Annotated in this window: 26 protein-coding genes; 8 read left to right on the top strand and 18 right to left on the bottom strand. The window is 65.5% G+C overall.

From position 1 onward, the window contains the following. Window positions 1-1,554: phosphoenolpyruvate carboxykinase (locus MWN76_RS10680; RefSeq protein WP_250461396.1), on the bottom strand; the 1,554-nt coding region annotated here is incomplete at its 3' end. 391 nt (window positions 1,555-1,945) lie between these two features. Between MWN76_RS10680 and hslO the strand changes: the two genes are divergently transcribed. Continuing rightward, complete coding sequence (gene hslO, locus MWN76_RS10675; RefSeq protein ID WP_250461395.1) at window positions 1,946-2,824, top strand: Hsp33 family molecular chaperone HslO; 879 nt, start codon at window positions 1,946-1,948, stop codon at window positions 2,822-2,824. Between the two features lie 284 nt (window positions 2,825-3,108). Here the strand turns inward: hslO and MWN76_RS10670 are convergent, their stop codons facing one another. The 5 genes from MWN76_RS10670 to MWN76_RS10650 all read right to left on the bottom strand — a co-directional run bounded on the left by MWN76_RS10670 (window position 3,109) and on the right by MWN76_RS10650 (window position 7,375). Continuing rightward, window positions 3,109-3,522, bottom strand: a complete 414-nt coding sequence (locus tag MWN76_RS10670) for a DUF4124 domain-containing protein (RefSeq protein ID WP_250461394.1) — start codon at window positions 3,520-3,522, stop codon at window positions 3,109-3,111. A 63-nt stretch (window positions 3,523-3,585) separates the two neighbouring features. Next, on the bottom strand, window positions 3,586-5,088 hold the full coding sequence (locus MWN76_RS10665) for a S1C family serine protease (protein ID WP_250461393.1): 1,503 nt from the start codon (window positions 5,086-5,088) through the stop codon (window positions 3,586-3,588). A gap of 122 nt (window positions 5,089-5,210) precedes the next feature. Further along, window positions 5,211-5,588, bottom strand: a complete 378-nt coding sequence (locus MWN76_RS10660) for an RNA-binding S4 domain-containing protein (RefSeq protein WP_250461392.1) — start codon at window positions 5,586-5,588, stop codon at window positions 5,211-5,213. A gap of 377 nt (window positions 5,589-5,965) precedes the next feature. Next, on the bottom strand, window positions 5,966-6,619 hold the full coding sequence (yrfG, locus tag MWN76_RS10655) for a GMP/IMP nucleotidase (RefSeq protein WP_250461405.1): 654 nt from the start codon (window positions 6,617-6,619) through the stop codon (window positions 5,966-5,968). An 84-nt stretch (window positions 6,620-6,703) separates the two neighbouring features. Further along, the gene (locus MWN76_RS10650; protein ID WP_250461391.1) at window positions 6,704-7,375 is read right to left on the bottom strand and encodes a lysoplasmalogenase; all 672 of its coding nucleotides are present in this window, start codon (window positions 7,373-7,375) and stop codon (window positions 6,704-6,706) included. 124 nt (window positions 7,376-7,499) lie between these two features. Between MWN76_RS10650 and cysK the strand changes: the two genes are divergently transcribed. The 5 genes from cysK (at window position 7,500) to MWN76_RS10625 (ending at window position 10,723) form a co-directional block, all read left to right on the top strand. After that, window positions 7,500-8,417 (top strand): cysteine synthase A, encoded by a 918-nt coding sequence (gene cysK, locus MWN76_RS10645; RefSeq protein WP_250461390.1) that lies wholly within the window; start codon window positions 7,500-7,502, stop codon window positions 8,415-8,417. 138 nt (window positions 8,418-8,555) lie between these two features. Further along, on the top strand, window positions 8,556-9,398 hold the full coding sequence (gene cysQ / locus MWN76_RS10640; protein WP_250461389.1) for a 3'(2'),5'-bisphosphate nucleotidase CysQ: 843 nt from the start codon (window positions 8,556-8,558) through the stop codon (window positions 9,396-9,398). Between the two features lie 99 nt (window positions 9,399-9,497). Continuing rightward, window positions 9,498-9,704: a hypothetical protein gene (locus MWN76_RS10635; RefSeq protein ID WP_250461388.1), complete on the top strand. Its 207-nt coding sequence runs from the start codon at window positions 9,498-9,500 to the stop codon at window positions 9,702-9,704. A 131-nt stretch (window positions 9,705-9,835) separates the two neighbouring features. After that, window positions 9,836-10,120 carry a type II toxin-antitoxin system HicB family antitoxin gene (locus MWN76_RS10630; protein WP_250461387.1) on the top strand — a complete coding sequence of 95 codons (285 nt, stop codon included), beginning with the start codon at window positions 9,836-9,838 and terminating at the stop codon, window positions 10,118-10,120. 36 nt (window positions 10,121-10,156) lie between these two features. Then, window positions 10,157-10,723: an outer membrane beta-barrel protein gene (locus MWN76_RS10625; protein ID WP_250461386.1), complete on the top strand. Its 567-nt coding sequence runs from the start codon at window positions 10,157-10,159 to the stop codon at window positions 10,721-10,723. Between the two features lie 83 nt (window positions 10,724-10,806). Here the strand turns inward: MWN76_RS10625 and MWN76_RS10620 are convergent, their stop codons facing one another. The 9 genes from MWN76_RS10620 to MWN76_RS10580 form a co-directional block, all read right to left on the bottom strand. Then, on the bottom strand, window positions 10,807-12,933 hold the full coding sequence (locus tag MWN76_RS10620; protein ID WP_250461385.1) for a TonB-dependent copper receptor: 2,127 nt from the start codon (window positions 12,931-12,933) through the stop codon (window positions 10,807-10,809). A gap of 78 nt (window positions 12,934-13,011) precedes the next feature. Beyond that, on the bottom strand, window positions 13,012-13,449 hold the full coding sequence (locus MWN76_RS10615) for a DUF2946 family protein (protein ID WP_250461384.1): 438 nt from the start codon (window positions 13,447-13,449) through the stop codon (window positions 13,012-13,014). 185 nt (window positions 13,450-13,634) lie between these two features. Further along, the gene (locus tag MWN76_RS21170) at window positions 13,635-14,999 is read right to left on the bottom strand and encodes a DUF58 domain-containing protein (protein WP_250461383.1); all 1,365 of its coding nucleotides are present in this window, start codon (window positions 14,997-14,999) and stop codon (window positions 13,635-13,637) included. Beyond that, window positions 14,996-16,024: an AAA family ATPase gene (locus tag MWN76_RS10605; RefSeq protein WP_250461382.1), complete on the bottom strand. Its 1,029-nt coding sequence runs from the start codon at window positions 16,022-16,024 to the stop codon at window positions 14,996-14,998. The genes MWN76_RS21170 and MWN76_RS10605 overlap by 4 nt, the downstream gene beginning before the upstream one ends. Continuing rightward, on the bottom strand, window positions 16,021-17,334 hold the full coding sequence (locus tag MWN76_RS10600) for a DUF4350 domain-containing protein (protein WP_250461381.1): 1,314 nt from the start codon (window positions 17,332-17,334) through the stop codon (window positions 16,021-16,023). Before MWN76_RS10600 ends, MWN76_RS10605 begins: the two co-directional genes overlap by 4 nt. Further along, complete coding sequence (locus MWN76_RS21165; protein ID WP_250461380.1) at window positions 17,324-18,907, bottom strand: DUF4129 domain-containing protein; 1,584 nt, start codon at window positions 18,905-18,907, stop codon at window positions 17,324-17,326. Before MWN76_RS21165 ends, MWN76_RS10600 begins: the two co-directional genes overlap by 11 nt. Continuing rightward, window positions 18,897-19,904: a stage II sporulation protein M gene (locus tag MWN76_RS10590; protein WP_250461379.1), complete on the bottom strand. Its 1,008-nt coding sequence runs from the start codon at window positions 19,902-19,904 to the stop codon at window positions 18,897-18,899. The genes MWN76_RS21165 and MWN76_RS10590 overlap by 11 nt, the downstream gene beginning before the upstream one ends. Continuing rightward, window positions 19,901-20,581, bottom strand: a complete 681-nt coding sequence (locus MWN76_RS10585) for an RDD family protein (RefSeq protein ID WP_250461378.1) — start codon at window positions 20,579-20,581, stop codon at window positions 19,901-19,903. Before MWN76_RS10585 ends, MWN76_RS10590 begins: the two co-directional genes overlap by 4 nt. A 19-nt stretch (window positions 20,582-20,600) precedes the next feature. Next, window positions 20,601-21,356, bottom strand: coding sequence for a DUF2189 domain-containing protein (locus MWN76_RS10580; RefSeq protein WP_250461377.1), 756 nt, complete (start codon window positions 21,354-21,356; stop codon window positions 20,601-20,603). A 163-nt stretch (window positions 21,357-21,519) separates the two neighbouring features. On the opposite strand from MWN76_RS10580, the gene MWN76_RS10575 reads away from it, so the two are divergent. Together MWN76_RS10575 and MWN76_RS10570 are read left to right on the top strand one after the other, a co-directional pair. Further along, window positions 21,520-22,095 carry a DUF2939 domain-containing protein gene (locus tag MWN76_RS10575; RefSeq protein ID WP_250461376.1) on the top strand — a complete coding sequence of 192 codons (576 nt, stop codon included), beginning with the start codon at window positions 21,520-21,522 and terminating at the stop codon, window positions 22,093-22,095. After that, window positions 22,096-22,494 carry a DUF2237 family protein gene (locus tag MWN76_RS10570; protein WP_250461375.1) on the top strand — a complete coding sequence of 133 codons (399 nt, stop codon included), beginning with the start codon at window positions 22,096-22,098 and terminating at the stop codon, window positions 22,492-22,494. It begins immediately after the preceding gene. A 38-nt stretch (window positions 22,495-22,532) separates the two neighbouring features. Here MWN76_RS10570 and MWN76_RS10565 read toward each other — a convergent pair whose 3' ends face one another. The 3 genes from MWN76_RS10565 to MWN76_RS10555 are packed head-to-tail and all read right to left on the bottom strand — an operon-like array spanning window position 22,533 to window position 24,571. Continuing rightward, on the bottom strand, window positions 22,533-23,510 hold the full coding sequence (locus tag MWN76_RS10565) for an AgmX/PglI C-terminal domain-containing protein (RefSeq protein WP_250461374.1): 978 nt from the start codon (window positions 23,508-23,510) through the stop codon (window positions 22,533-22,535). A gap of 1 nt (window position 23,511) precedes the next feature. Continuing rightward, entirely contained in the window at window positions 23,512-24,042 is a 531-nt protein-coding gene (locus tag MWN76_RS10560; protein WP_250461373.1) for an ExbD/TolR family protein, read from the bottom strand. A 1-nt stretch (window position 24,043) separates the two neighbouring features. Further along, a complete protein-coding gene (locus MWN76_RS10555) occupies window positions 24,044-24,571 on the bottom strand; it encodes an ExbD/TolR family protein (RefSeq protein WP_425606613.1) in 528 nt (175 codons plus the stop codon). Window positions 24,572-24,586 lie beyond the last annotated feature (15 nt).

Genomic DNA, 24,586 nt, shown 5'->3' with positions numbered 1-24,586 from the left:
TTTGGGGCCGGCGGCCTTGACGTCTTCGCTCACCTGGAACTTCTCGATGTTCTCGGCGAACAGGCCGGCCAGTTTGCCGGCCTGGTCGTCGTAGGCGGCGGTGTCGGCCCAGGCCTGGCGCGGGTTCAGGCAGGCACTGTCGACGCCCGGTACCGCTAGCGGGATGTCCAGGTTGAGGATGTCCAGGTGTTCGGTCTCTGTGCCTTCCAGCGCGCCGCTCTGGATGGCGGCCACCACGGCGCGGGTCACCGGGATCGGGAAGCGTTTGCCCTGGTTCCGGGAAGCGCCGCCGGAGCCGCCGGTCCAGCCGGTATTGACCAGGTAGACATTGGAGCCGAAATCCTGGATGCGCTTCATCAGCAGGTCCGCGTACTCCCGCGGCGCGCGCGGCATGAAGGGCGCGCCGAAGCAGGTGGAGAACGTCGGGTGGATGCCCGCCTCCGCGCCCAGCTCGGTGGAGCCCACGCGCGCGGTGTAACCGGACAGGAAGTGGTAGGCCGCGGCTTCCTTGGACAGGATGGACACTGGCGGCAGCACGCCGGACACGTCGCAGGTCAGGAAGATCACGTTCCTCGGCTCGCCCGCCTGGTTGCCCGGCTGGCGCATGACCACGTGCTCCAGCGGGTAGGAACAGCGGCCGTTTTCGGTCAGGCGGGTGTCGTGGTAGTCCGGGGTGCCGGCTTCATCAATGACCACATTCTCGACAATGGCGCCGAAGCGGATGGCATCCCAGATGACGGGCTCGTTCTCTTTGCTCAGGTCGATGGTCTTGGCATAGCAGCCGCCCTCGATATTGAACACGCCGCCCTTGGCCCAGCCGTGTTCGTCGTCGCCAATCAGGTAGCGCTCCGGATCGGCGGACAGGGTGGTCTTGCCGGTGCCGGACAGGCCGAAGAACAGGCACACATCGCCGTCCTTGCCCACATTGGAGGCACAGTGCATCGGCATCACGTCTTTTTCCGGCAGCAGGAAGTTCTGCACCGAGAACATGGCCTTTTTCATCTCGCCGGCGTAGCGCATGCCCGCCAGCAGCACCTTGCGCTGGGCGAAGTTGATGATCACGCAGCCCTCGGAGTTGGTGCCGTCGCGCTCCGGCTCGCAGGCGAAGTTCGGCGCGTGCAGGATGCGCCACTCCTGCTTGCCCTTGGGATTGTATTTGTCCGGGCGGATAAACATGTTGCGGGCAAACAGGCTGTGCCAGGCGGTCTGTGCAGTGACCACCACCGGCAGGTAGTAGTGCTCGTGCTGGCCCACGTGCAACTGCTGCACGAAGGTATCGGAGGCGGCGACGAATTCCTCCACGCGGCTCCACAGCGCATCGAACCTGTCCTGCGGGAAGGCGCGGTTGACGCTGCCCCAGTCGATGCTGTCGCTGGTGGAGGCCTCCTCCACCACGAAGCGATCCGCCGGGGAGCGGCCGGTGCGCGCACCGGTTTCGGTCACCAGCGCGCCGGTGTCGGACAGCCTGCCCTCGCCGCGCCTGAGTGCCTCTTCAACCAGTTGCGCCGACGCCAGGTTCTTCAGGACCTGCGCCGTATCGTCGATCTGTGCCATTCGTCGATTACCCGTGAAAGTTGCATCAATGAAATCGAAAGTTGTATCGATGAAATAAATAGTAGGGGCCACTGCTGAAAACAGCGACCGGGCGTGTTCGGGGGGCGCATTATGGCAAACTTCAATTTGGGCGGGTAGAAAGTCTGTGCGTTTTTTGCACATTGACAGCGTTGTCTCGTGAAATTTTGTGCCTCCATATTCGTTTTGTCTATTCGCTACCTGCTGGTCATAGATTGAGGGAATTATTGTGCGACGATTCCGGTTGCGCCCCGACGGGGCCCTGGCCCCGCCACCGGATTCTGTCGTTCAAGCCGCCGGCTGCTTGCGACAGCTACCATTTACAGGGATCCACCTCTAAAATCCCGCGGTTTTTGACCGAGGCAAATTCCCGATGTCCGACCAGCTGGAACGCTTTATCTTTTCCCAACACGATATCCGCGGGCAGATGGTGACCCTCACCGACGCCTATCGCGCGGTGCTGGAGAACAACCAGCTGCCGCAGCCGGTGGCGCAGTTGTTGGGGGAATTCCTCGCCGCCGCCTGCCTGCTGTCCACGACCCTGAAGTTCGAGGGGCTGCTGGCGCTGCAGGCCCGCGGCGAGGGCGATGTGCCGCTGATCATGGCGGAGTGCACCCACCACAGTGACCTGCGGGGAATCGCCCGCGTGGTGGAGGGCGCGCAGATTGACGAAAGCGCCAGCCTGCCACAGCTGGTCGGCAACCGCGCCGCGCTGGCGATCACCATCGAACCCCGCGACGGCGAGCGCTACCAGGGCATCGTGCCGCTGGAGAAGGAGACGCTGGCGGAGTGCCTGGAGGATTACTTTAGCCAGTCGGAGCAACTGGCCACCCGCTTCTGGATCGAGTCCAGCCCCGATACCGTCGGTGGCATCATGCTGCAGGTGCTGCCCGGCAACAATGCGGCCACTGAGGAGGAGAACCGGGATGCCTGGGAGACGGCCCAGCACCTGGCGGAGACGGTGACGGCCGCGGAGCTGCACCAGGTGCCGCACGACCAGTTGATGCACCGCCTGTTCCACGAGATGAAGCCGGCGGCGCTGGGCACCGCCAATATCCGCTTCAAGTGCAGCTGCTCGCGCGAGCGCAGTGCCCGCGCGCTGGTTTCCCTGGGGCCGGAGGAGGTCTACCAGTTGCTGGAGCAGCAGGGGGGAGAGATCAGCGCCGACTGCCAGTTCTGCAATACCCGCTACCGCTTCGGCCGGGCGGATATCGAGAGCCTGTTCAACGCCCCGCCGCATACCCTGCACTGAAAATCGGGACTCGGGACTCGGGACTCGGGACTCGGGACTCGGGACTCGGGACTCGGGACTCGGGACTCGGGACTCGGGACTCGGGAAATCGGGAAATCGGGAAATCGGGAAATCGGGAAATCGTGCAGGCCCCGCCCGGTGCGCACGGCGCACCCTACTGTCGGAAAAGAATAGCGGGGCCGTCCCGGAGCAGGCTTACAGGTCCGTCTGCGAGCCCCCGCCGGCCGATTGGCGGCACCCTGCCCGGGCGAATACAGGGTTCGCCCCTATAGCGGTGGGTGGCCTTATCCGCAGACGCGGCCGATCTCGCGCTGTAGCTCCGCGGCCATCCGCTGGCGGTCGCGCTCGGTCATTTTCACCTCGCGGCCGCTGTCGTCGACAAACGCCACCCTGCCCCGCAGTATCCGCAGGTCGCGGCGCGCCTTCTGGCAGGCCCGGGCCATCTGCTGCTGACGCTGTTGTTGCTGGCGCTGTTTGCGATTCTGGTACTGTTGCTGCAGGTCGTCCCGCTGGCCGGACCGGGCGGGTTTGCGGGCGCGGGTGGCGTCGGCGGAGTTGACCGGCTGCAGTTCGTCGCCGATCTCTTCCGCCTTGGCCTGCAGTGGCGGCCGGTCACCGAAGTGGACCTTGCCGTCCTTGTCGACCCACCGGTACAGCTCCTCTGCGCCGGCGGTCGCGGCGATCAATATCAGTGCCATGGCACAAATCCCTGTTCTTGTCATCGGTCGTTCCTTTGGCGACGGTTTTCCAGCGCGCTCCGGTCAGTCGTCGGTGTTCTCCCTGGCCAGGGTATTGAACAGCCCGGCGGAGTGGCGCTGGGGGATATGGTAAGTCTGCAGGATCAGCGGCTGCTGCTCCGCGGCCGCGGCCGCATCCAGCACCATACGGTAACCGGAGTCGTCGCGGAGCTCCACATAGGGTTTTTCGTTGCTCTCCATCAGTTGCGCGAACTCGTCGAAGTCTGCCACTGCCTCGCCGTTGACGGAGCGGATGATCCAGTTCTTCCAGTCGTGGTAACCGAGGTTCACGTCGGCCGGCAGTACTTTCAGCGCCACCACCAGTTCGCGGTGCTGCTCGTCGCTCCACTGGTTGCGGGCGTAGAGATAGTCGATCGGTGCCTTGGAATGCCAGTTCTTGCCCCAGCGCTTGATCAGGTTCATGTTCAGCGGCACGAACACCACGCCGCCGTAGATGTAGTAGCGCGGGCGCTGGTCGTATTTTTCACTGACCACCAGCGAGCGCGACGGCGGTGTGGCCGCCAGCGCCACGTTGGCACTGTGCACTTCGCCGCCGCGGGAGAAGCGTACCGGCAGCTTGTCGCCGACGTGGTATTTGTCCACCGCGTAGTGGTAATTAGTGCGCTGGTTCTCGCGCCACTCAACGGTGCGGTCGGCGGCGATTGGGTAGCCGTCCACTTCCAGCAGCACGTCGCCCGGGCGCAGCACTTCGGCGGCCGGCGAGTCCTCGAACACCCGCACGACCATGGCGCCCTCCTGGTCGGCGCTGAGGCCCGCGGCGCGTTTCATGGCTGGGCTCTCCATGCTCTGGGTCACGGCGCCGAATTCCGGGAAGCCCTGGTTGACGCCGTCCTCGGCGTCTTGCAGCACATGTTCGATCACGCTCGGCGGCACGAAGTAGCCCAGGTTCTCGGCGCCCTGGCTGTGGTTGGTCTGCATGGCGACGCCGACGATGCGGCCGTCGGAGATCACCGGGCCGCCGCTGTTGCCGGGGTTGATGGCGGCGTCGATCTGGCCGGCCATCAGGTAGCTCTCGGCGTGGGCGTAGTACTGGTGCTCGACCCGCGACAGTACACCGCGGGTGATGGACAGGGACTTGCCGCCGATGGGGTAGCCGTAGACGGTGACCTCCTCCTGCAGGTCCGGCAGGTCGCCCAGTTTCAGCGGGCGGGTGCCGTCGAAGAAGTTCTCGTCCTCGACCGTCAGCAGCGCCAGGTCGGCGTCGTGGGAGACGAACTGCACCTGGGCGCGGAATTTGCGCGCGTCGCCGTGGCGCTGCACCTGGATAAAGCTGCCGTTGGCGATCACATGGGCGTTGGTCAGTATGCGCCTGCCGGAGATGACGGCGCCGGAGCCGGACAGCTGCTGCGCGTTCAGCAGTGCCCAGGGGTTGAAGTAGTCCGGCGCGGCGGCGGCGGTGTAGATCTTGATGATGGAGCGCTTGAGCTCTTCGTGCTGGCTGTCGGCGGTGGCCGGTTGGGCGACGGCAAACAGCAGCAGGGTCAGGGCGAGGAGTCGTTTCATCATAATGCCGAGTCGTTATTGGTTGGTCCCGGCCAGTTTAGCAGGCGGTCGGGCATTGGCGTGAAAATCGCTGTCGGTAACAGGCACCGGGGCGTCCGGCCTGGATCCCGGATAGCCGGGCGCGCCTAATCCTGTTCGCGCAGGAAGCGGTGGATCTGGCGGCGCTGTTTCTTGTTGGGGCGCTCGCTGCGAATACCGGCGTTGCTGGCCTGGCGCTCGGCGCGTGTCTGTTCCCGCCTGGCGGCGCTGGCTTCGGTCTCGCGGTAGAGGGTGCGGGCGATCTCGGCGCCGCGGCGCTGGTCGGACAGTGCCAGCACTTCCACTTCCACCCGATCCCAGCCCTGGCGCACGGTCAGGGTGGTGCCGGTGGCGATTTCCTTGCTGGCCTTGATGCGCTGGCCATCGGCGTGCACCTTGCCGCCCTCGATGGCCTGTTTGGCCAGGCTGCGGGTCTTGAAGAAGCGGGCGGCCCAGAGCCATTTGTCGATGCGTACTTTTTCCATTGTGGGTAAGTTTATTCAATAAGTTTTGGGGTAAGTGCGGCCCTTATTGTCGTAAGCAGGGGCGGTGGCGGCCCTGCTACCGGGGGAGGCTTGCGGGACACGCCGTGAATACGTCCCTGTAGGCTTGTCTGCGAGGTCCCTCTCGCAGACAGTCCCGCAAGCCTCCCCCGGCATCAGGGCCTTTGCTTCTGACTCGGATATTCTTTTCGAGTGCAATCGCAGGGTGCGCCGTGCGCACCATTGAACTATCCGGTGCGCATGGCGCACCCTACTGAGAGTCCCGAGTCCCGAGTCCCGAGTCCCGAGTCCCGAGTCCCGAGTCCCGAGTCCCGAGTCCCGAGTCCCGAGTCCCGAGTCCCGAGTCCCGAGTCCCGCAGTCAGATCGCCATAATCTCGTCGAAGCGGTGAATCGCCGGAAAGTCGGTGATATCGCGCATGGGCCCGCGGCTGTCCGGCTGGCGGATGCACAGCAGGTAGGCGATGCCGTAGTCGCGGGCGGCGGTCAGTACGCTCTCGTTGTCGTCGACGAACAGGGTGCGCGCCGGGTCGAAACCGATATGCTCGCGCAGCGCCGGCCAGAAGTGGGCGCTCTCCTTGGCGTGGTTCAGCTCGTGGGAGGTGACGATACCGTCCAGCCAGCGGTCGATACCGGTGATTTCCAGCTTGTGGCCGAGGCCGTCCGGGTGCGCGTTGGTGACCAGCATGGCCCTTTTGTTCAGTTTGCGCAGGCCGCCGAGGAATTCCTCGGTCTGCGGGCGCAGCGCGATGCGGTCGGCGGTCTCGCGGTAGAGGGCGGCCACATCCAGTTCCAGCTCCCGCGACCAGAAGTTCAGGCAGTACCATTCCAGGGTGCCGCGGCGGGCGGCGATCTGTGCGCCCAGTTCGGTTTGCGCCCGGTCCAGCGGGATACCGCGGATTTCGGCATAGCGGCGCGGCAGGTGGGTGAGCCAGAAGTGGGTGTCGTAGTGCAGGTCGAGCAGGGTGCCGTCCATATCCAGCAGCACCGTGTCGATATCGTGCCAGTCGAGCATCGGGTCCATGGGGTGAAACTACCTCGCGTTCCGGGGTGGGGAATGAGCATAGGCCATTCTGCCCCACTCCCTGTGAACGCCTTATTATGCCCGCGTGCGCCCCACTCCGTACAGGATCGCGAGCTGCGCACCGTAGTAGGTCAGCATGATGCCGGTACCGGCCAGCGGCAGCGGTGCGATGAACCTGTTCAGCGCAATCAGCGTGTCCGAGGCCATGAAGGTGACCGCGCCGGCGAACAGCAGCCCGGAATCGCCGCGGTGGGCGGCGGCGGACAGCGCCATGGCGACGATCGCCAGCAGGTAGACCAGCACCGGCAGCGCCAGTTCGCCCGCCGCCGGCAGCAGCAGTCGCGCCAGCAGCAGGGCTGCCAGCAGCACCGGCGCGGCGCGCAGCCAGAAGCCCCGGCGGCGGGCATCCGCCGCGCGCAGGAAGGTGCCGGCGTAGACCAGCTGCGCCAGCAGGAAAGCGCCGAGGCCGAATACGAACTGGTTGGGAAATTCCAGTGCCAGCAATACGTCGCCGAGGGCGGAGAGGCCGAGTGCGGTGAGGATCAGGCCTTGGGTCGGGCCACTCAGGTTGCGCCGGGCCAGCAGTGCCAGGATGGCGATGGGTACGATTTTCAGGCAGGCCATCCAGGGACCCGCCGCGCCCGCGGCATCGAGGGCCATAAACAGCGCGGCGGAGAGGGCGAAGGCGGCCAGGTGGCGAGTATCGGTGCGCGCAGGCGCGGCGGCGGTGGTAGCAGTTGCCGTCATGGGTCACTCGTATTTTTGTTGTATTTGTGGTCTGCTCCGGGCCAGTATTCGGCAAAGCGGGTGGCGCTGCAATCGCCCCGCCCGGCCTGTTGAGACTCGAAGACAACCAGGGAGAGCACAGCGCATGAAAGCCGCCAATATTCTCGAAACCATCGGCAATACCCCCCACGTTCGCATCAACCACCTGTTCCGCCCGGACATCGAGGTGTGGATGAAGGTGGAGCGTTTCAATCCGGGTGCCAGTATCAAGGACCGCATCGCCCTGTCGATGATCGAGGCGGCCGAGGCCAGCGGCGAGCTGAAGCCCGGCGGTGTGATTGTCGAGCCCACGTCCGGCAACACCGGTATCGGCCTGGCGATGGTGGCGGCGGTGAAGGGTTACCGCCTGATCCTGACCATGCCCGAATCCATGTCCGTGGAGCGGCGCAAGATCATGAAGGCGATGGGCGCGGAGTTGGTGCTCACACCCAAGGAAAAAGGCATGGGCGGCGCGATCGAGAAGGCGCAGGAGCTGCTGGAGGAGTACGACAACAGCTGGATGCCGCAGCAGTTCCGCAACCCGGCCAATGTGCAGGCGCACCGCGACACCACCGCCAGGGAGATCATCGAGGACTTCCCCGAGGGGCTGGATTACCTGGTGACCGGCGTCGGCACCGGCGGCCATATCACCGGCTGCAGCGAAGTGCTGAAGGGGCGGTTCCCGAAACTGCAGACGTTTGCCGTGGAACCGGAGAAGTCCGCGGTGATCAGCGGCTGTGAGAAGGGCCTGCACCGGCTGCAGGGAATCGGCGCCGGCTTCGTGCCGGATATCCTCGATACCGGGGTGCTCGACGGCACCATCCAGGTCAGCGAGGAGGACAGCTTCGAGATGGCGCGCCAGTGTGCGCTGAAGGAAGGCATCTTTGTCGGTATCTCCTCCGGCTCCAGCCTGGCGGCGGTGAAACAGCGCGAGAGCGAATTTGCCCCCGGCAGCCGCGTACTGGTATTCAGCTACGACACCGGCGAGCGCTACCTGTCCATCGACGACCTCTTCCCGGCCTGACGCCGGGCCCGCCTCTATCCGCGCCGCGGAACGGCTTAGCCTGGATGGAGCGAAGCGGAATCCGGGAGCCGTGACGACGCGCCGTGGCCGCCGCCCGGCCAGTGCGTATAATGCGGCGTTCAATCAAACGGGGGATTTATGGATAAAGCACTACTGGAACCGGTCATCGATATCTGCCGCCGGGCCGGCGACGCGATTCTCGAGGTATACAACAGCAGCGCCGAGCTGGAAGTGGATACCAAGGCGGACGACTCCCCCGTGACCGCCGCCGACCTGGCCGCCCACAGAGTCCTGGCGCCGGCGCTGGCGGACCTGCTCGACGGCGTGCCGGTACTGTCGGAAGAGCAGGAAATGCCGCCCTTCGAGCAGCGCCGGCAGTGGCAGCGCTACTGGATCGTGGATCCGCTGGACGGCACCAAGGAATTCATCCGCCGCAACGGCGAGTTCACCGTCAACGTGGCGCTGATCGACGGCGGCGAGCCGGTGCTGGGGGTGGTCTATGTGCCGGTGCTGGATATCACTTACGCCGGTTGCAAGGGCGATGCCGATGGCGAACAGGGCGTCGCCTTCAAGCGTACCGCCGACGGCGAGACGCCGATCAGCGCGCGCGCGCTGCAGCCGCGGCTCGACGCCGGCGAGCCGGTGGAACTGGTGGCCAGCCGCAGCCACGGCGCCGGTGCCGTGGACCAGCTGGTGGAGCGTATCGAGTCCTCGGTGGGCGAGGTGGCCTGCAAGAATATGGGCAGCTCGCTGAAGCTGTGCCTGGTGGCCGAGGGCGCCGCGGATCTCTACCCGCGCCTGGCGCCCACCTGCGAGTGGGACACGGCCGCGGCCCAGGCGGTGGTGGAGGCCGCCGGCGGCACCGTGGTGGACGAGCAGTTCCAGTTGCTGCGCTACAACACCAAGGACTCGCTGTTGAACCCCTTCTTCCATGTGATCGGTGACCCGTCGTTCGACTGGCGCCCGTTGCTCACAAACTGATCTCCCACCGACTAAACTTCACCTGAGCCCCCGGTGTATCGACCGGGGTGGTTTCCGCCCGCACCCGCGGGCGGGCCTTGTCCTGTTCAGGTGGAGCCCATGCCCCAGCGCCGCAGTGCACACGTCAATATCAGCGAGAGCGAGACCCGTAAACTGCGCCGCCAGCTGGAGAGCGAGATCAGCTGGCTGCATCGGCAGATGGAGGAACTGCGCGGTGACGAAACCGAACTGGATCTCTCCCTGTTGCAGACCTACAAGGAAATGATTTTTTCCCGCCGCGCAATGCTGGGCAGGATTCCCCGTTAAAAAATAGTTCTCCCTCTTCGCAGAAACTGCGAATCAATTCTCCCGGGCTGCCGCGTTTCCGGCGCCAACTTGCCACGGATATCTCAATTACGTCTACGCTTGGTGGGTTCATGTCATAAGAGTAACTGCCGATGCGCTATCCGGTTGTGGTTCACAACATAGAATATGCCGGCTTCGGTGCCATAGCGCCGGACCTCCCCCATTGCCACTGCCACGCCGAAACCCTGGATGCGACTCTGCAGAAAATGGCCGAGACAATTCTGCAGCGCCTGGAGGATGTGTGCGCAGCCGGCGAGTCGCCGCCGGAGCCCGGCGATATCGACACCCTGCGCGGCAACCCGGCCTTTGCCGGCGGCATCTGGGCCATTATCGACGTGGCTCACTCGCAGACATCCCCGAATAAAACCGAACGCTGAGAGATTTCCAGTAGCGATGGACCAAGGAAGGTAGGAATGAAGAGAATCCTGTTTGCTTTCGCCTTGATGTGCTCGTCCGCAGCCGGCGCCGCGGAGTGGAACAACCCGTTCGAGGGCATCTGCCTCGGCGAGTACCGGGTGATCGGCACAGTGGGTGTCGGTGCCGGGCAGATCCAGATCAACAAGGAGCGGGATACCTTTGCCTACGGCAGTGTCGGTATCACGCCCTCGGTCGGCCTGTGGCAGGTGGAAGTGCGCTATTCCAATTTTGACGACGGCCACCTTTCCGTCGACCAGTACGGTGTCAACTTCAAGGTCGATTTCACCCTGAACTGCGATATCCAGTGCCTCTACTGGATGGCCGGATGGAATTACGGCGAATTCGATGTGGACACGGTGCGCCGCGACGACCGCCGCATCACCGTGCCGGTATACGCCGACGGCAGCGACAACTACTGGAATGCGGGTGTCGGCTACCGCTATATGTGGACGCGGGATTTCGACACTTCCATCGAGTACAACTACAACGATGTGGGGCGGGTGACCGATTACGACCTCGGCCACCTGCGCTCGCTGACGGTCAATTTCAGCTACCGCTTCTGATTGTGCCCGCTATCGGGGGATGGCCTCGGGACTGCCTGCGACGGCAACCTTGCCGATAGGCCTCCCCCGCTCGCCACCTCCACTCAGAAGCTGTAGACCCCCTTCAACCACAGCGTCCGCCCCGGTTCGTTGATACGCGCCAGCTGGTCGAAACCGGGAATGGTGGCGCCGGCACGGCTGACATGCTCGGCGTAGGTCTCGTCCAGCAGGTTGTCGATACCGGCGGTGACCATCAGCGTCTCGCTCGCGCGCCAGCCGCCGTTGATGGACAGTACCTCGGCGCTGTCGGTGGGGCCGAAATCCTGCCCGGCGATGTTGCCCCTGCCGATATCCACCCGCTCCTGGCTGGCGATGCTGCGCCACAGGACGCCCGCCGACCAGTCCGGCAGCTCGTAGTAGAGACCCAGGCGCGCCTCCAGCGGCGGCAGCTGCGCCAGCGTGGTGTCGTCGGTATCGTTGGCGCCGCGCACGGAGGACAGGGTCAACTCGGTACGCCAGTTGTCCCGCCACCGGTAATTCAGGTCCATTTCCAGGCCCCAGGTGCGGGCGTCGATATTGCGCACGATGCTGGCGCTGCGCATGTCGTCCATGCCATCCATCGAATCCATTCCGTCCATCGCGCCCATGCCGGGGGAGGCGGCGGGCTTCATGACGCCGGTCTCGATCATCAGGTAGTCGTCGATGGTATTGGCGAACGCGGAGACGCTCGCGGACAGGCGCTCGCCGCTGTAGAGGTAGCCGATATCCAGCTGGGTGGTCTTCTCCGGGGCGATGCCCAGGGCGCTGACCGAGTCGCGGGTTTCCTTGGAAAAGATCTCCCAGTAATCCGGGAAGCGTTCGTTGTAGCCGAGCCCCGCGTAGAGGGTGGCGGAACTGGCGGGCCCACTGCGCAGCGCAAATTCGTGGCGCAGGAAACCGCTGTGCAGCTGCTCCTCGCGGGTGTCGCCGGCGGTGGGGTTGGCCACCGACTGCATCATCGACAGCATCACCTGGTCGCGTCGGTCTTTCACTTGCCAGTTGTCCAATCGCGCGCCGGCGATCCAGCGGCGGCCCGGCACCGGTTCCCAACTGGCCTCGGAGTAGACGCCCAGTTGCCGGAAGCGGGCATCGGCCTGCCGCGCCATATCGCGGTAGTCCATCATCTGCTGGTTCATGGTGCTGCGGTTGCTGTGGCGGTCGTCGCGTGCATCCAGACCCAGGGTCCAGTTCAGTGCGTCCGCCGGGGTCAGCAGCAGTTCCAGTTTGCCGCCGCTGGTTTTGCGGTCCGGGTTCATGGCCATCTGCATCGCCATTGTGCCGCCGGGCTCGCGCAGGCTGTAGTTGTCCATCACATGGTCGACGTAGTTGTAGTAGGCCTGCACTTCGATCGACTGCAGCAGCTCGCCGATATTCTGTCGCGAATAGCTGGCGCCGTAGCTCTCGCGCGCAAACCTCGAGCCGTCCACACCGCGGTCGGCGTAGGCGGCCTCGCCGTCGCCGCGGCTGGCGTTCAGCTCGTAGCGGGTGTCTGCGTCCGGTGTCCAGGCGGCACTGAGCTGGCCGTTCCAGCGCTGGTAGCGGGAGTGGACACCGACGCCATCGCCGTCTTCGTAGTCGTCGGCGGAGGCGCTGGTGGCGGAGCCGCGCAGGGAGAATTCCGGCGAACTGTAGCGGGCGTCGACGGTGCCGTCGCGGCGCTCCGCACTGCCCGCCAGCAGGCTGCTGTACAGGTGCCAGCCGGCCTCCGCCGGGCGCTCGTGATCGCGCTCGAACAGCACCACGCCGGCGGCGTTGCCAGGGCCGTACTTGACCGTCTGTGGACCCTTGATCACTTTGATGCTGTCGAGGGTCTCCGGGAAGATGTAGGCGGTGGGCGGGTCCATGCGGCTGCTGCAGCCGCCGAGCACGGTGGCGCCATCGAGCAGCATATTCAGGCGCGAGCCGGCCATGCCGCGCAGCATCGGGTCGCCGTCGCTGCCCCCTTTGCGAATCACCGAGAAGCCGGCGATGGTCTTCAGGTAGTCGGCGCCGTCATTGGCCGGCAGCGGCTGGCGGGGTTTCTTCGGGTCGGTGGCGAGGTTCAGCGGCAATTCGGTTTTTACCCCGGTGACCACCATCTGTTCCATGTCGTTGCTGTCGGCCAGGCCCGCGGCCGCGTAGCTGCAACAGGCCGTGACGGCCAGGCTCAGTGCCGAGCGCAGCGGCCATCTGTTCTTGCGTTGGTTGTGCATCGTTGTTTCCCGTACAGGTGCACGCGCGGGCCGCACGCGGCGGCTGCGCATACAAAAGGTGTTGGCGATTGGTGTGATTCAGGCGGACGGGAAACGGGGTGGGGCGCGGCTGGGCGGTTGCGTATAGGTGCGGCTGCGCGCGGCGCCGGCGGTGGGGGCTGCAGCCGGCGTCGAAATACCGGCGATGAAGACCTGCAGGTCGACGGACGGCGCGGCGGCCAGGCCGGCGGCGGCAGAGAAGTTGCAGTGGTTGTCGGCAAAGGCGTGGGCGGTCAGCCCGTCGTGGTGGTGGCCGCCGTGGTGATGGTGGTACTCGCGCTGCAGCCACTGCAACAGCAGCGCGCTGTTGCCGTCGCCGTGGCAGAAGCCGTAGGGGGCGCCACCGCTGAGTGGCGCCGGCATGAACCCGGCCGGCACCAGGCCGCGCGCGCACAGGAAAACGCACAACAGCAACAGCGCCAGGCTGCGGGGCAGCCGGGCGGTCGGGCGCTGTATCGGTGTTCCGGTCTGTGGCATCGGGCGCATTATCGCTGCTGTGGTCGCAGCGGCCAATATAGCGGCCCGCCGGCGCGGGAGCCAGGGATTGGGGCGACGTGCCTGGTATGCCGTGCGGGAAGTTCGCAAATAGTTCGCTGCGCCAAAAAGCTCAGCGAATGGCTACAGAACCTTGGGCACGACCCACTAGTGGGCCGTACAGCACACTAGATACGACCGCTGCGCTTGAGCTGCCAGTAGCTTTCCACCAGCGCCATATGCAGCTTGTCCGGGGCGGAATCCACTACCAGTACGTTGCGCGCGCGCAGTTGCTGCAGCAGGCGGCCGCGGCGATCGAGGAAGTCTCGCGTGGCCGCCAGTTCCACGGCGTCGCCAAAGCCGGCTACCGGCCGCTGCATCAGGTCGTCCAGCGCGGACTCGCGCAGGCAGGCCACCATGACCAGGTGGCGGCGCGACAGCAGTTGCACTGCCGCGAGGAGTTCGTCGCCGTCCTCGTCGCGCAGGTTGGTGACCAGTATCACCAGCGCGCGCCGGCTGTGTTCGGCGAGCATCTGTTGGGCGGCGCCACTGAAGTCCGCACTGGCGGTGCCGGAGTGCAGGTCGTAGACGTGGTTCAGCAGCAGGTTGATGGCGCTCTCGCCCTTGACCGGTGGCAGCCGGCCGCTGCGGCCGGGGTGGGCGAAGGCGTGCAGGCCCACCGCGTCGCCCTGCTTGATGGCCACATAGGCGGACAACAGCAGCGCGTTGAGGGCGTGATCGAAGTGGCTGAGTGCGCCGTCCTTGGCGCGCATGCGGCGGCCGCAGTCGAGCATGTAGACGATTTCCTGGTCGCGCTCGTCCTGGTACTCGCGGCTGATCAGCTTGCGCATGCGGGCACTCGCGCGCCAGTCCACCTGGCGCTGGCTGTCGCCCTCGCGGTATTCGCGCAACTGGCGGAAGTCCATGCCCTCGCCGCGGCGCTGCTGCTGGTGCAGGCCCAGGAAGCGCAGGCTCTGTTCCGTGCTCAGGGACTGCAGCGAGGAGATGCCGAGAAAATTGGGATACACCTTGACCGCGTCCGCCTCGCCGAGCGCCAGCTGTTTCTGCCACAGGCCCCAGGGGGAGTCCGCCAGCGCCTCGATGCGGCCGAATACCGCGTGGCCGCGGCGGCGCGGCACCAGCGGGTAGTCGATATGCACTTCCTGCTGCGGTTCCAGTTGCGCGTCGCGGGGCAGCTCGCGCGCCTGCAACTGGTCCGGCAACTGGTCGCACACGGTCAGGCGCAGCCGCCGCGGGCCCTCGTTGCGCAACAGCAGTTGCACTCGGTTCTGCACGCCCAGCGCCAGGTTGCCCGGCAGTGAGCGCTCGCCGACCAGGCCCTGTACGCGGCGCCCGGTGAGCCAGTCCAGCAGCGCCGCGCCCAGCAGCAGCGCGCCGGCCGCCCACCAGAGAGCGGCGACGGTGCCGGCGCCCTGCGGCAGCCAGATGCGCGCCGCGGACACCAGCAGGGCCGCCAGGCACCAGTAGCCGAGCAGCCGCACGAGGCGGCGGCTGGGGCGGGTGTGGGGAATCAGCGCGGCGGCGATCTTCACAACCTGGGCGCTTCCACGGTGTCGATGATCTGCGCCAGCACCGAATCGGCGGTCTCGCCGTCGATCTCCATATCCGGCGACAGGCCGACGCGGTGGCGCATCACCGGCACCGCCATGGCCTTGACGTCGTCCGGCAGTACGAACTCGCGCCCGGCCAGCAGCGCCCGGGCGCGCGCGGCCTGCAGCAGGCCGATGCTGGCCCGCGGCCCGGCTGGGCGGCGCAGCTGGGCGGCATCGCGGGTGGCGCGCACCAGCCGCACGGCGTAATCCAGCACCTGCTGGTCCAGTGCCACCTGCGGCACCAGCGCCTGCAGTTCCCGCAGCCGTTCGAGCGTGAGCTGGCCGGCCGGCTGCTGTTGCAGGTGCTGCTCGATACGGCCGCTGCTGGCGGCCGCGGCCAGTTTCAGTTCCGCCTCGTGGCTGGGGAAGTCGATCAGTACTTTCAGCAGGAAGCGGTCCAGTTCCGCCTCGGGCAGCGGGTAGGTGCCCTCCTGTTCGATCGGGTTCTGGGTCGCCAGCACCATGAATGGTCGCGGCACCGGCAGCGGCTCGCCGTCGATGGTGACCTGCTTCTCCTGCATCACTTCCAGCAGCGCGGCCTGGGTCTTGGCCGGGGCGCGGTTGATCTCGTCCGCCAGCAGCAGGTTGGTGAACACCGGCCCGCGGCGCACCTCGAAGCGGCCCTCGGCCATCTGGTAAATCGCGTGGCCGGTCACGTCCGCCGGCATCAGGTCCGGCGTGAACTGGATGCGGCGGAAACTGCCGCCGAAACAGTTGGCCAGCGCCCGCACCAGCAGGGTCTTGCCGAGGCCGGGCACCCCTTCCAGCAGCACGTGGCCGGAGGACAGCAGCGCGATCAGCACCTGCTCGACCACCTGCTCCTGGCCGATCAGCAGCCGGTTGACGCTGTTGCGCAGCAGTGCCAGCTGTTCGGAGGCGGCCCGCCAGTCCGGGCCCGGCGCCTGTTCGCCCTGCTGTTGTCCGGCCTGTGGGGGTTGTTCGGGTCGGTGGGTGGTGTCGTTCATAGGGCTGCCTCGATTTGCTGCAGGTTGCGCATTCTTTCGGTAAACGCCTCTTCGCTGGACGGGGGCTCGCCCCAGAGGCTGTCGGTAATCCGGGTTTCGCTGAGTCCGGTCGCCAGGTTCAGTTGGCTGCATAGCTTGCGCCGGGTTTCCTGCGAGGCGTTGTCGCCGCCCAGGCGCCGCAGCAGGCTGTCGCGGTAGTGCATCAGCAGTGCGCTGCACTTGTCGGCGCGCCAGTAGTAGTGGCCGCAGGCGGAGATATGCTCGAGCAGCGAGCGGCGCGCCGCCTCGGGCTCCGCCTCGCGCTGGCCGAAGCGGCGCGAACGCAGCAGCAGCCAGGCCAGCAGTGCCAGGGCACCGGCGAGGAAAAACTCGCTGGCGTAGCGGCGCGCGAGCACCGGCAGCGAGTCGAAGTGTGGCCGGGTCAGGAATACGAAATCGCCATCGGACGCCATCTGCCCCAGCAGGTAGGCGTGGTCGAAATGGCCGAGCCGGTCCGACTGCCAGAGGCCGGCATCGGCCATCAGCGTAATCAGCCCGCTGCCGCGCTCGAACTGCATGAAGGGCACGCCGGCGTCCTCGCTCTGCATGTCCGCCCAGAACACCGGGCCGGCACCGGAGCCCTCTTCCTCCAGTGCCGGGTGCCACAGCAGCATGCCGGGATCGAAGTGCAGTCGGTAGTCGCTGCCGTCGTCGGAAGTCAGGGTCACCAGTGTTGACGGCTCCACATCCGGGTCCTGTGGCGGCTCGGGGGTTGCGGTTTCCGCTTCGCTCTCTTCCTGCGCGCCGGTGTCTTCATCGTCCTCGCCGGCGCGCACCCTGCGGTTGTGTTCGCGCAGGATTTCGCTGGCACTCTTGCCGCTGTATTCCTCGGCCTCCTCGCCGATAAAGCGGCGCAGCGGATTGCTGAAGAAGAAATCGTCGCTGCCGGCTTCCAGGGTGACGCCGAGTTCCTCCAGCAGCCAGTCGCGCTCGTTGCCGTGGCGGGCCACTACCACCGCGTGGCCGCCGCGCCCGACCCATTCCAGCAGCTCCCGCGCGCGTTCGGTGTTGTAGACCTGGCTGGAGCTGGCCACGTACAGGGTGTCCTGCAGCGACAGGTCGGCGACGACGGAGATATTGTCGGCGCGCCGGGTCTCCACGCCGGTGGCGGTGAGGAACTGCTCGGCGGCCAGGTAGCGATTGCGGATCGCCTCCGGGCCCCAGCCGCGATCCAGTTGCCGCTCGTAGCGTTCGAACAGCATCAGGAACAGCGCCACGCTGGCACCGATCAGCAGTGTGATCAGGACGAGCAGTATCCGTTTAGCGGTCATCGGCAAACACCTCCCGCCAGCGGTCGCAGAGATTTTCCACGCGCCCGGTGGCCGGTGCGCGGTGGGCGTAGGCCAGTTGCTGCCAGACGCCGGTGAGCTGTTGCACGAAATCCCCCAGAGCGCCGCTGACCGGGCGCAGCTCGCCGTCGGGATCGGCTTCCCGCTGCCGGCGTGTCTGCACCTGCCGGGCGCACTCGCTTTCGGTCAGGTGGTCGCCGAACTCGAACTGGTAGCGCTCAATCAGGTGGGACAGTGTGGCCCGGTACAGCAGGCCCAGGCTGTTGCGCCGGTCGCCGCTGGCCCAGAGCCTCAGCACTTCGGCGCAGACGTCGTCCGGCAGGCTGGAGCGGCGTACGTCCAGGCCGAACAGCGTCTCCGGCGCGCGGCGATCCGGCGCCGCGCGCCGGCGGAATTGCAGGCTCTGGCGCAGCGGCTCGCGGTAACGCCACAGCAGGTGCACAAGCAGGCCGATGACGGCGATCCACAACAGCAGTTCGATCAGTGTGCCGATCAGCGGGCCGAGGCCGGTGGCGAAGTCGGAGTCGTCCGCGTCGTCGTCGGCCAGCAGCCGCTCCAGCCACTCGATGAATTCGATCATCCAGTTGGGGAATGCGTCTGCTTTCCACTCGAAGTCCTTGAGGCGCCAGCGCTTGACGGTTTCCATGCGGTGGAAATCCTCGCCGACCAGCACCTGATCGACGGTTTCGCGGGCCTGCTCCGGTGTCGCGGCGGCTTCCGCCCGGGCGGGCCCGCCGTGCAGGAGGCCCGACAGGCCCAGCGCGCACAGCAACAGCAGTTGCGCCGCCACGGCACCGCGGGCCTTGCCGCGTTCGCTGCGCCCATGTCGCGCGCGCAGTTTGCGGAACTGGATCTCGATATCCCAGCCCTCGAGCTCGATACGCCGGCCGATATACAGCGCAAAACCGCCCACCACATAGAAGGGCGCCACGGCGGCCATGACCAGCAGGTAGATACCATTTAGCGCCCACTCCATCCACAGCGCACCGCTGCTCAGGAAGGGCAGCCAGTCGATCTGCAGCTGCTCCGGGATAAACAGGTAGATCAGGGCCATGACCGCCAGCGCCAGGATCAGCTCGATATGCACCAGTGTCAGTGTCAGCCAGGTGGCGGCACCCGCGTGTTTGCGGTGCAGCACGGCGACGCGGCTGCTGCGCGCGGCGCCGCTGTTCTGTTCCAGCAGTGTGACCGGCATATCGAAGGAGCGCGTTGCACTGAGGCGGCGCCAGGTCAGCCAGGCGAACCAGTCGCGCCGGTTCTGGGCCAAAAACTGCCGCAGCGCCGCGCCGGCGCCGACCCGCTCGCCGAACAGCGCGCGGCTGGCAATGAACAATGGCAGCCGGTCGTAGGCGGGTTTCAGCCACCAGAGCAACAGCATGGCGAGGCCGGGGGATTGCCACAGTAAAGCCGCGCAGGCGCCGAACACCAGGGCCGCCGGCAGCAGCCAGACCAGGAACAGCGCGCCCCACTGGCGGCGCGCCAGGGCGATGCCGAGGTCGACGGATTCCCACGGCGAGCGCAGTCGCGCGCGTACCGCCAGATGATCAAGGTTCACGGCGGCCTCCCGGTGCGGGGCGCGGCATTTCCCCGGGTTGCAGGACACCGCGGCCGGCCAGCGCGAAGTAAGCGAATACCAGCAGCCAGAGCACGGTGCCCACGGCGACCCTCAGGCCGACGCCCAGCTCGGTGCTGGAGGACCAGAAGGCCTCCAGGAATGCGGCGATCACCAGCATCAGGAAGGTGCCGTAGACGATCTTCATCGCCTCGATACTGGCCAGGCGCAGGGCCACCAGGCGGCGGTGGCCACCGGGGTCGATCAGGGACTGGCCCAGCCGCAGGCCGGCGGCACCGGCCAGTACGATGGCGGTCAGTTCGAAGGCACCGTGGCCGATCACAAACGGGAAGAAGGTCGCGCTGAAGCCCACGCGGGTGATATGCCCGAATACCGCGCCCAGGTAGATACCGTTGAATACCAGGAAAAAGATGGAGCCCAGCCCGAACAACAGGCCGGCGGCAAAAGTGCGGAAGGCGATGCCGATATTGTTCTTGATATAGAAGCCGAACATATGCAGGTCCGAATCGGATCCGCGCTCGCGGCCCATGACCTGGTTGCCCGGGTCGTACATGGATTCGAACTGCAGCACCTGCTCCGGCGACATCACCGCATAGATCAGCGCGTCGTTACTGTAGCTGCCGATACCCATCACCAGGGCCGGCAGCAGGAACAGTGCGCTGGCCAGCCAGACATATTTTATCTGTGCGCGCACCGCCTGCGGGAAACCGGCCAGCAGATAGCGCACCCAGGTATTCCTGCGCAGTGTCTGTTGGCGGTAGACGCGGTGGTGGGCCGCCATCACCAGTTGGTTGAGGCGTTCGATCAACTGGTTGGTGTACTGGCGCTCCTTGGCCACCGCCAACTGCTGGCACAGGCTGCGATAGGCCACCGGCAGGTCGGGCGCCGCTTCGTCAGCGCCCGCACTGCCAGTGCGCAGCCACTGCTCGAGCCGCAGCCAGCCGTCACTGTAGCGCTGTTCGAAGTCCTGTTGTTTCATTTTCCACCCAGTAGCCAGTTGCCCACGGCGTGGAGGTAGTTGAGACCGTCGCGACCGGATTTTCCGGTGACCGGCTGCAGCAGGTCGGCCAGTTCCCGCTGGCGGGCCTCACTCAGGTCCCGGTGGCGTTCGGCCAGGCTGATAACGGCCAGCTGGTCCTGCAGTTGCAGTCCGCGCGGCGGTGCCAGCGGTGCCGCCTGCGGCAGCGAGCGCTCGTTGCTGTTCTGCTGGCGATACACCACCAGTGTGCCGGCGGCCATGTCGCCCAGCCGGCGGAAATCCCGGTTCAGCGTCATGGCGATGGTACCGGCGGCATAGCCGAACGGCAGGAAATCGGCGAAACGCAGCAGGTTGCGCAGCAGCGAGGCGCTCCAGGAAATGGGGGTGAGGTTGTCGTTCACCACCATCAGGCCGAAGGCCTTCTTGCCGGGCGTCTGCCCGCCGCGAAGGACTTCGAAAAAGACGGGATAGAACCACTCCAGCAGGAAGGAGCAGAGCAGCCAGATACCGAGACCGGCGCGGTCGGCAAACGCGAGGGCGATGCCGAGCGCGGCCAGTATCAACGAACGGTAAAAAACATCGACACTGTAGGCCAGGATGCGCGGCACGGGCCCGGCGGCCTGTGCGCGCAGGTCGATTCCTTCCGGTGTCTCGACGTTATAGGCGGTATCCAGCAAACCACCGCTCCTGTTCGGATTATGCGGATTGGTCGGATTCCGGGCCGCCGAAGATATTGCGATAGGCGATGCCGACGGCGATGGATACCAGCGGAATCACCCAGATCAGGCCGATCATCAGCGGTATCGCACCGGCGATGTACAGCAGCAGGCACACGATCAGGAAACCGAAGAAGCCGAACCAGTGCTTGGTGATCGCCTTGCGCGAGGTCTCCAGCGCGGCCCAGGGGCCGAGGCCCTTGTCCACGATCAGCGGCATGGCCAGCGTATAGGCCACCATCAGGTAGATGCCCGGCAGTATCAGCAGGATAAAGCCGAGGGTACCGAGGATGTACATCAGGATCATGCCGACGGCCAGCGGCAGAATCTTGTCGAAGTGGGAAAACACTTCGGTACCGGAGACGCTCTCATCGCGGGCGATCTTGATACCGATCATCATCATGCCCGCCAGCAGCGGCGCGCCGGCAATGGCCACCAGCACCTGATAAATAAGCTGGGAGACCAGTGAGGCCCCGATCGCGGCCTGGGGGTCGAAGGCCGGATAACCGCTCACCAGGCCGGCGATGAAGTTGATCGCAGCGGCTGCAACAATGTAACACAGCACGCCCAGCCAGATGGTGCCCTTGTTGCCCTTGGTGCGGCGCCAGGCCTCGCCGATCACCTCGCCGATCGACAGGGAGTAGTCCCCCGCAACACCTTTCTCCAGTGAACCGTAGGCGCCATGCTCTTCGCCACTGGTCAGCTCCGCATCCGGGGCCTTGTAAATATCGCTCATTCTCTGAATGTCCTTTGTCAGTTCCTTTAATGTGTACACAGAGCCGTTGGGTGCGAAATATCGCATAGCCGCGGGCAATGAACAATCCCGCGCCATGCTGTCGGGCTCGCCCGTGCCGGTGGCAGGCGATAAACTGCACGCATCGAGTTGGAGCCTGGAGCTTATGAAGAAGTGGTTGTCGATCGGGCTGGCGATCCTGCTGATCCTGGCCGGGGGCTATATCGCCTGGCCCAGATACAGCCTCGGGCAGCTGGAAAGCGCGGCCCGGGACGAGGATCTGGAGGCGTTGCGGAAGTATGTAGACTTTCCGCTGCTGCGCGACAAGCTGCAGTCGCGGCTGCAGCGCCGGGTGCGGGAGTCGATGGCGGAGGACCTGCCGGCGGAATGGGGCGATCTTTTCGCCGCTGGCACCAACCTGTTTATGGCGCCGCTGCTACGCCAGCTGGTCACGCCGGAAGGGGTGGCCGGGCTGCTGCGGGGTGGCCGCGACCTCCGCGCGTTGGAGCGGGAACTCTATCGCCAGCCGACCGCGCCGGTCGGCGAGGCCGAAGCGGGCCGCGACGCGGATCGCGATGGGCCCGGCGACTGGAAGCTGCAGGGCTGGCGACTGGTGGCTCTGGATCGCGCGTCTGCAGATTACGGCGGCGATGGGCGGCGCGAACTGCGCCTGATCCTCGAGCGGCAGGGGCTGCGTTGGCGTCTGGTCGATATCGCGCTGCTGGAAACCCGGGAAACCTGAATGAATAAGAGAGCCTCTATCATGCAAATGGAAGATTCGATCAATGTATTCGGCGATCCGCTACAGGCCTGCGGCCTGGATCCGGTCACCGGTTTTTTCCGGGACGGCTGTTGCAATACCAGTGATCAGGATGCGGGCTCACACACGGTTTGCGTGGAGGTCACCGAAGAGTTCCTCGAGTTTTCGCGCGGCCGCGGCAACGACCTGAGTAGCCCGGTGGAGGAGTTTGGCTTTCCCGGGCTGAAGCCGGGAGACCGCTGGTGCCTGTGCGCAGCGCGTTGGCTGGAGGCGCAGCAGCAGGATGCGGCACCGCGGGTCTATTTGCAGCGCACGCATGTCAAGGCGCTGGAGATAGTGTCGCTGAAACTGCTGCGCCAATATGCGGTGGACCTGAACTGAGTGATATCAGGTTGCGCCGCCTGTAGTGCCTGCCGCCGTCAGGACGGCAGGAAGTCGATCGAGTAGTTCAGCGTCGTCTGTTCCACATTGGCGGCGCCGAAGTTGATCAGCCGGATACGCGCCAGCAGCTTCCTTTCCAGCGACGGATTGTTCAGCTCGCTGTCGACGATACTGATCGCCGATACGCTGCCATTGGATTCGATGACCAGCTTGACGGTAACCTTGCCCTGCAGCATCGGGTCCCGACGCAGCGCGCGGTTGTAGATCGCGTAGATGGCGCCCTTGTTGGCTTCCATTACACTGCGGATCGACTGCTCGGCGCGGGCGGACTTCTCGCGGCGCACCTTCTTCGCCACTTCCCGCGCACTGCCAGAGGCCTGGGCGTTGCTGACCTGGGTGGTCTCACGGGCAGCCAGCGCGGTGCCACCGGTATCCTGGCTCAGTCCGGTGGTCTTCACGCCGCCGCTGCTGGCCTTTGCCCGATCGCCAATTACCGAACGCTGCACTGTCTGCGCTTCGGCCGCACTGCCGGCCAGCTGCGCGCCGCTGACCTCGGCCACATCGACGCTCTCGCGCATGGCCTGCAGGTCATCCTGCATCTGCAGCAGGCCGCTGTTGGCCGCTTTCTCGCGCGCCAGTTTTACCTCGGCGGCGGGAGGCTTCTCTTTCGGTTCTGGTTTGGGTTCCGGTTTCTTTTCCGGTTCCGGCTTGGGCTCCGGTTTCTTCTTTTCCGCTTTCCTTGGCTCGGGTTTCGGCTTCGCTTTTGGTTGGGGTTCCGGCAACTGTTGTTTTTCCAGGATTACCTTGGCCAGTTGCGGCGGTATCCGCTCGGCCTGTTCGCGGGTCAGTTCCGGTACCGGGATCAGCGTGACGGCGGCTCCGAGAAGAGCGAATAAAATCAGGCCGGTTCGCAGGAACCTGCCGAAACGCGTGTCCTCATCCGCCGATGCGGACCACGGTAGCACCGTTTCCTGCAGCAGCCAGGGCGCCGTTGGTCTGTGAGTTGCTGTCGCCATATCAGCCGCCGACCTCCGGCCCGCTGTCCGAAGCGGATTGGGGCTTGGTCTGGTTGACCGCGAAGGCCATATCGCGGTAATCCGTCTCGGCGCAGGTTTGCATGATCTGTTTCAACAACTGGTAGGGAACCTGCTCGTCACCCATGATGGTGATCGGGCGGCCGATGGACTTTTTGTCCTCGGGCAGTTCGCCGGCGCGACTGGCGCGGTACTCGAGTTCTTTCAATAGTGGCTCGATATTCCCCGCCTGCGGGTCTATGTCGTCGACTCGTGCCACCAGGCGGTCACCGACAAACAGCTGCTCGCCGTTGACGCGGATGACGGTGGTCACTTCCGGTTTCTGCTGCGAGGTGGAGTCCGGTAGCTTGATGCTCTTGTCGGTTTGCAGCACCTCTACATCGGACGAGTTCACCAGCAGGAAAAATACCAGGATGGTGAAGATGTCCATCAGCGACACCAGGTTCAGTCTGGTCTGCTGTTTTTTCTGCCGCTGCTTGCGCGCCTGCAGCTTGGCGGCCACATTCAGGTTCATATCACTGCCCCGCTGCGGTCTGTAGTTCTTGTGCCGGCGGTGCGTCGCCGAGGGAAATCTGCGGGAACAGTTCCGCGTCCACGGGCGATGCTGCCACCACGGCGCGATAGGAGCGTGCGGTGTCCATGGCCCCGACCAGGGTTTTGTAGGGCGTGTCCACTTCCGACAGGATCAGCACGTCCTTCTTGTCGATGGATTTTTCCCGCAGCTGCCGCTTCACTTCCCGCAGCACCTTGGACACGGTGGCGAAATCCGGCCCGCTCTGCACGTGGGGAACGCGTTTGACGCGCATCCCGGCCGGGTAATTGATATCGATATGGGACTCCCGCAGAACCACTTCCAGTTGCCGGTTTTCCTGCTCGCTGGCGGCGGCCGCGCCGTCGCTGAGGCCGGGCAGGTTCAGTTTCAGCACCGAGATATGCGAGAACACCATATTCAGCAGCAGTACGGGCACCAGGATGATCATCAGGCTCATAAACGAAGTGATGTCCAGGTCGCTCTCCTCGTGGCTGCGCCGGGGAATATTCAGTTTCAGCATGGTGCT

Source organism: Microbulbifer litoralis (assembly GCF_023634065.1).
GTDB lineage: Bacteria > Pseudomonadota > Gammaproteobacteria > Pseudomonadales > Cellvibrionaceae > Microbulbifer > Microbulbifer litoralis.
The sequence above is the reverse complement of the archived record's forward strand: the minus strand, read 5'-3'. Positions and strand labels throughout refer to the sequence as shown.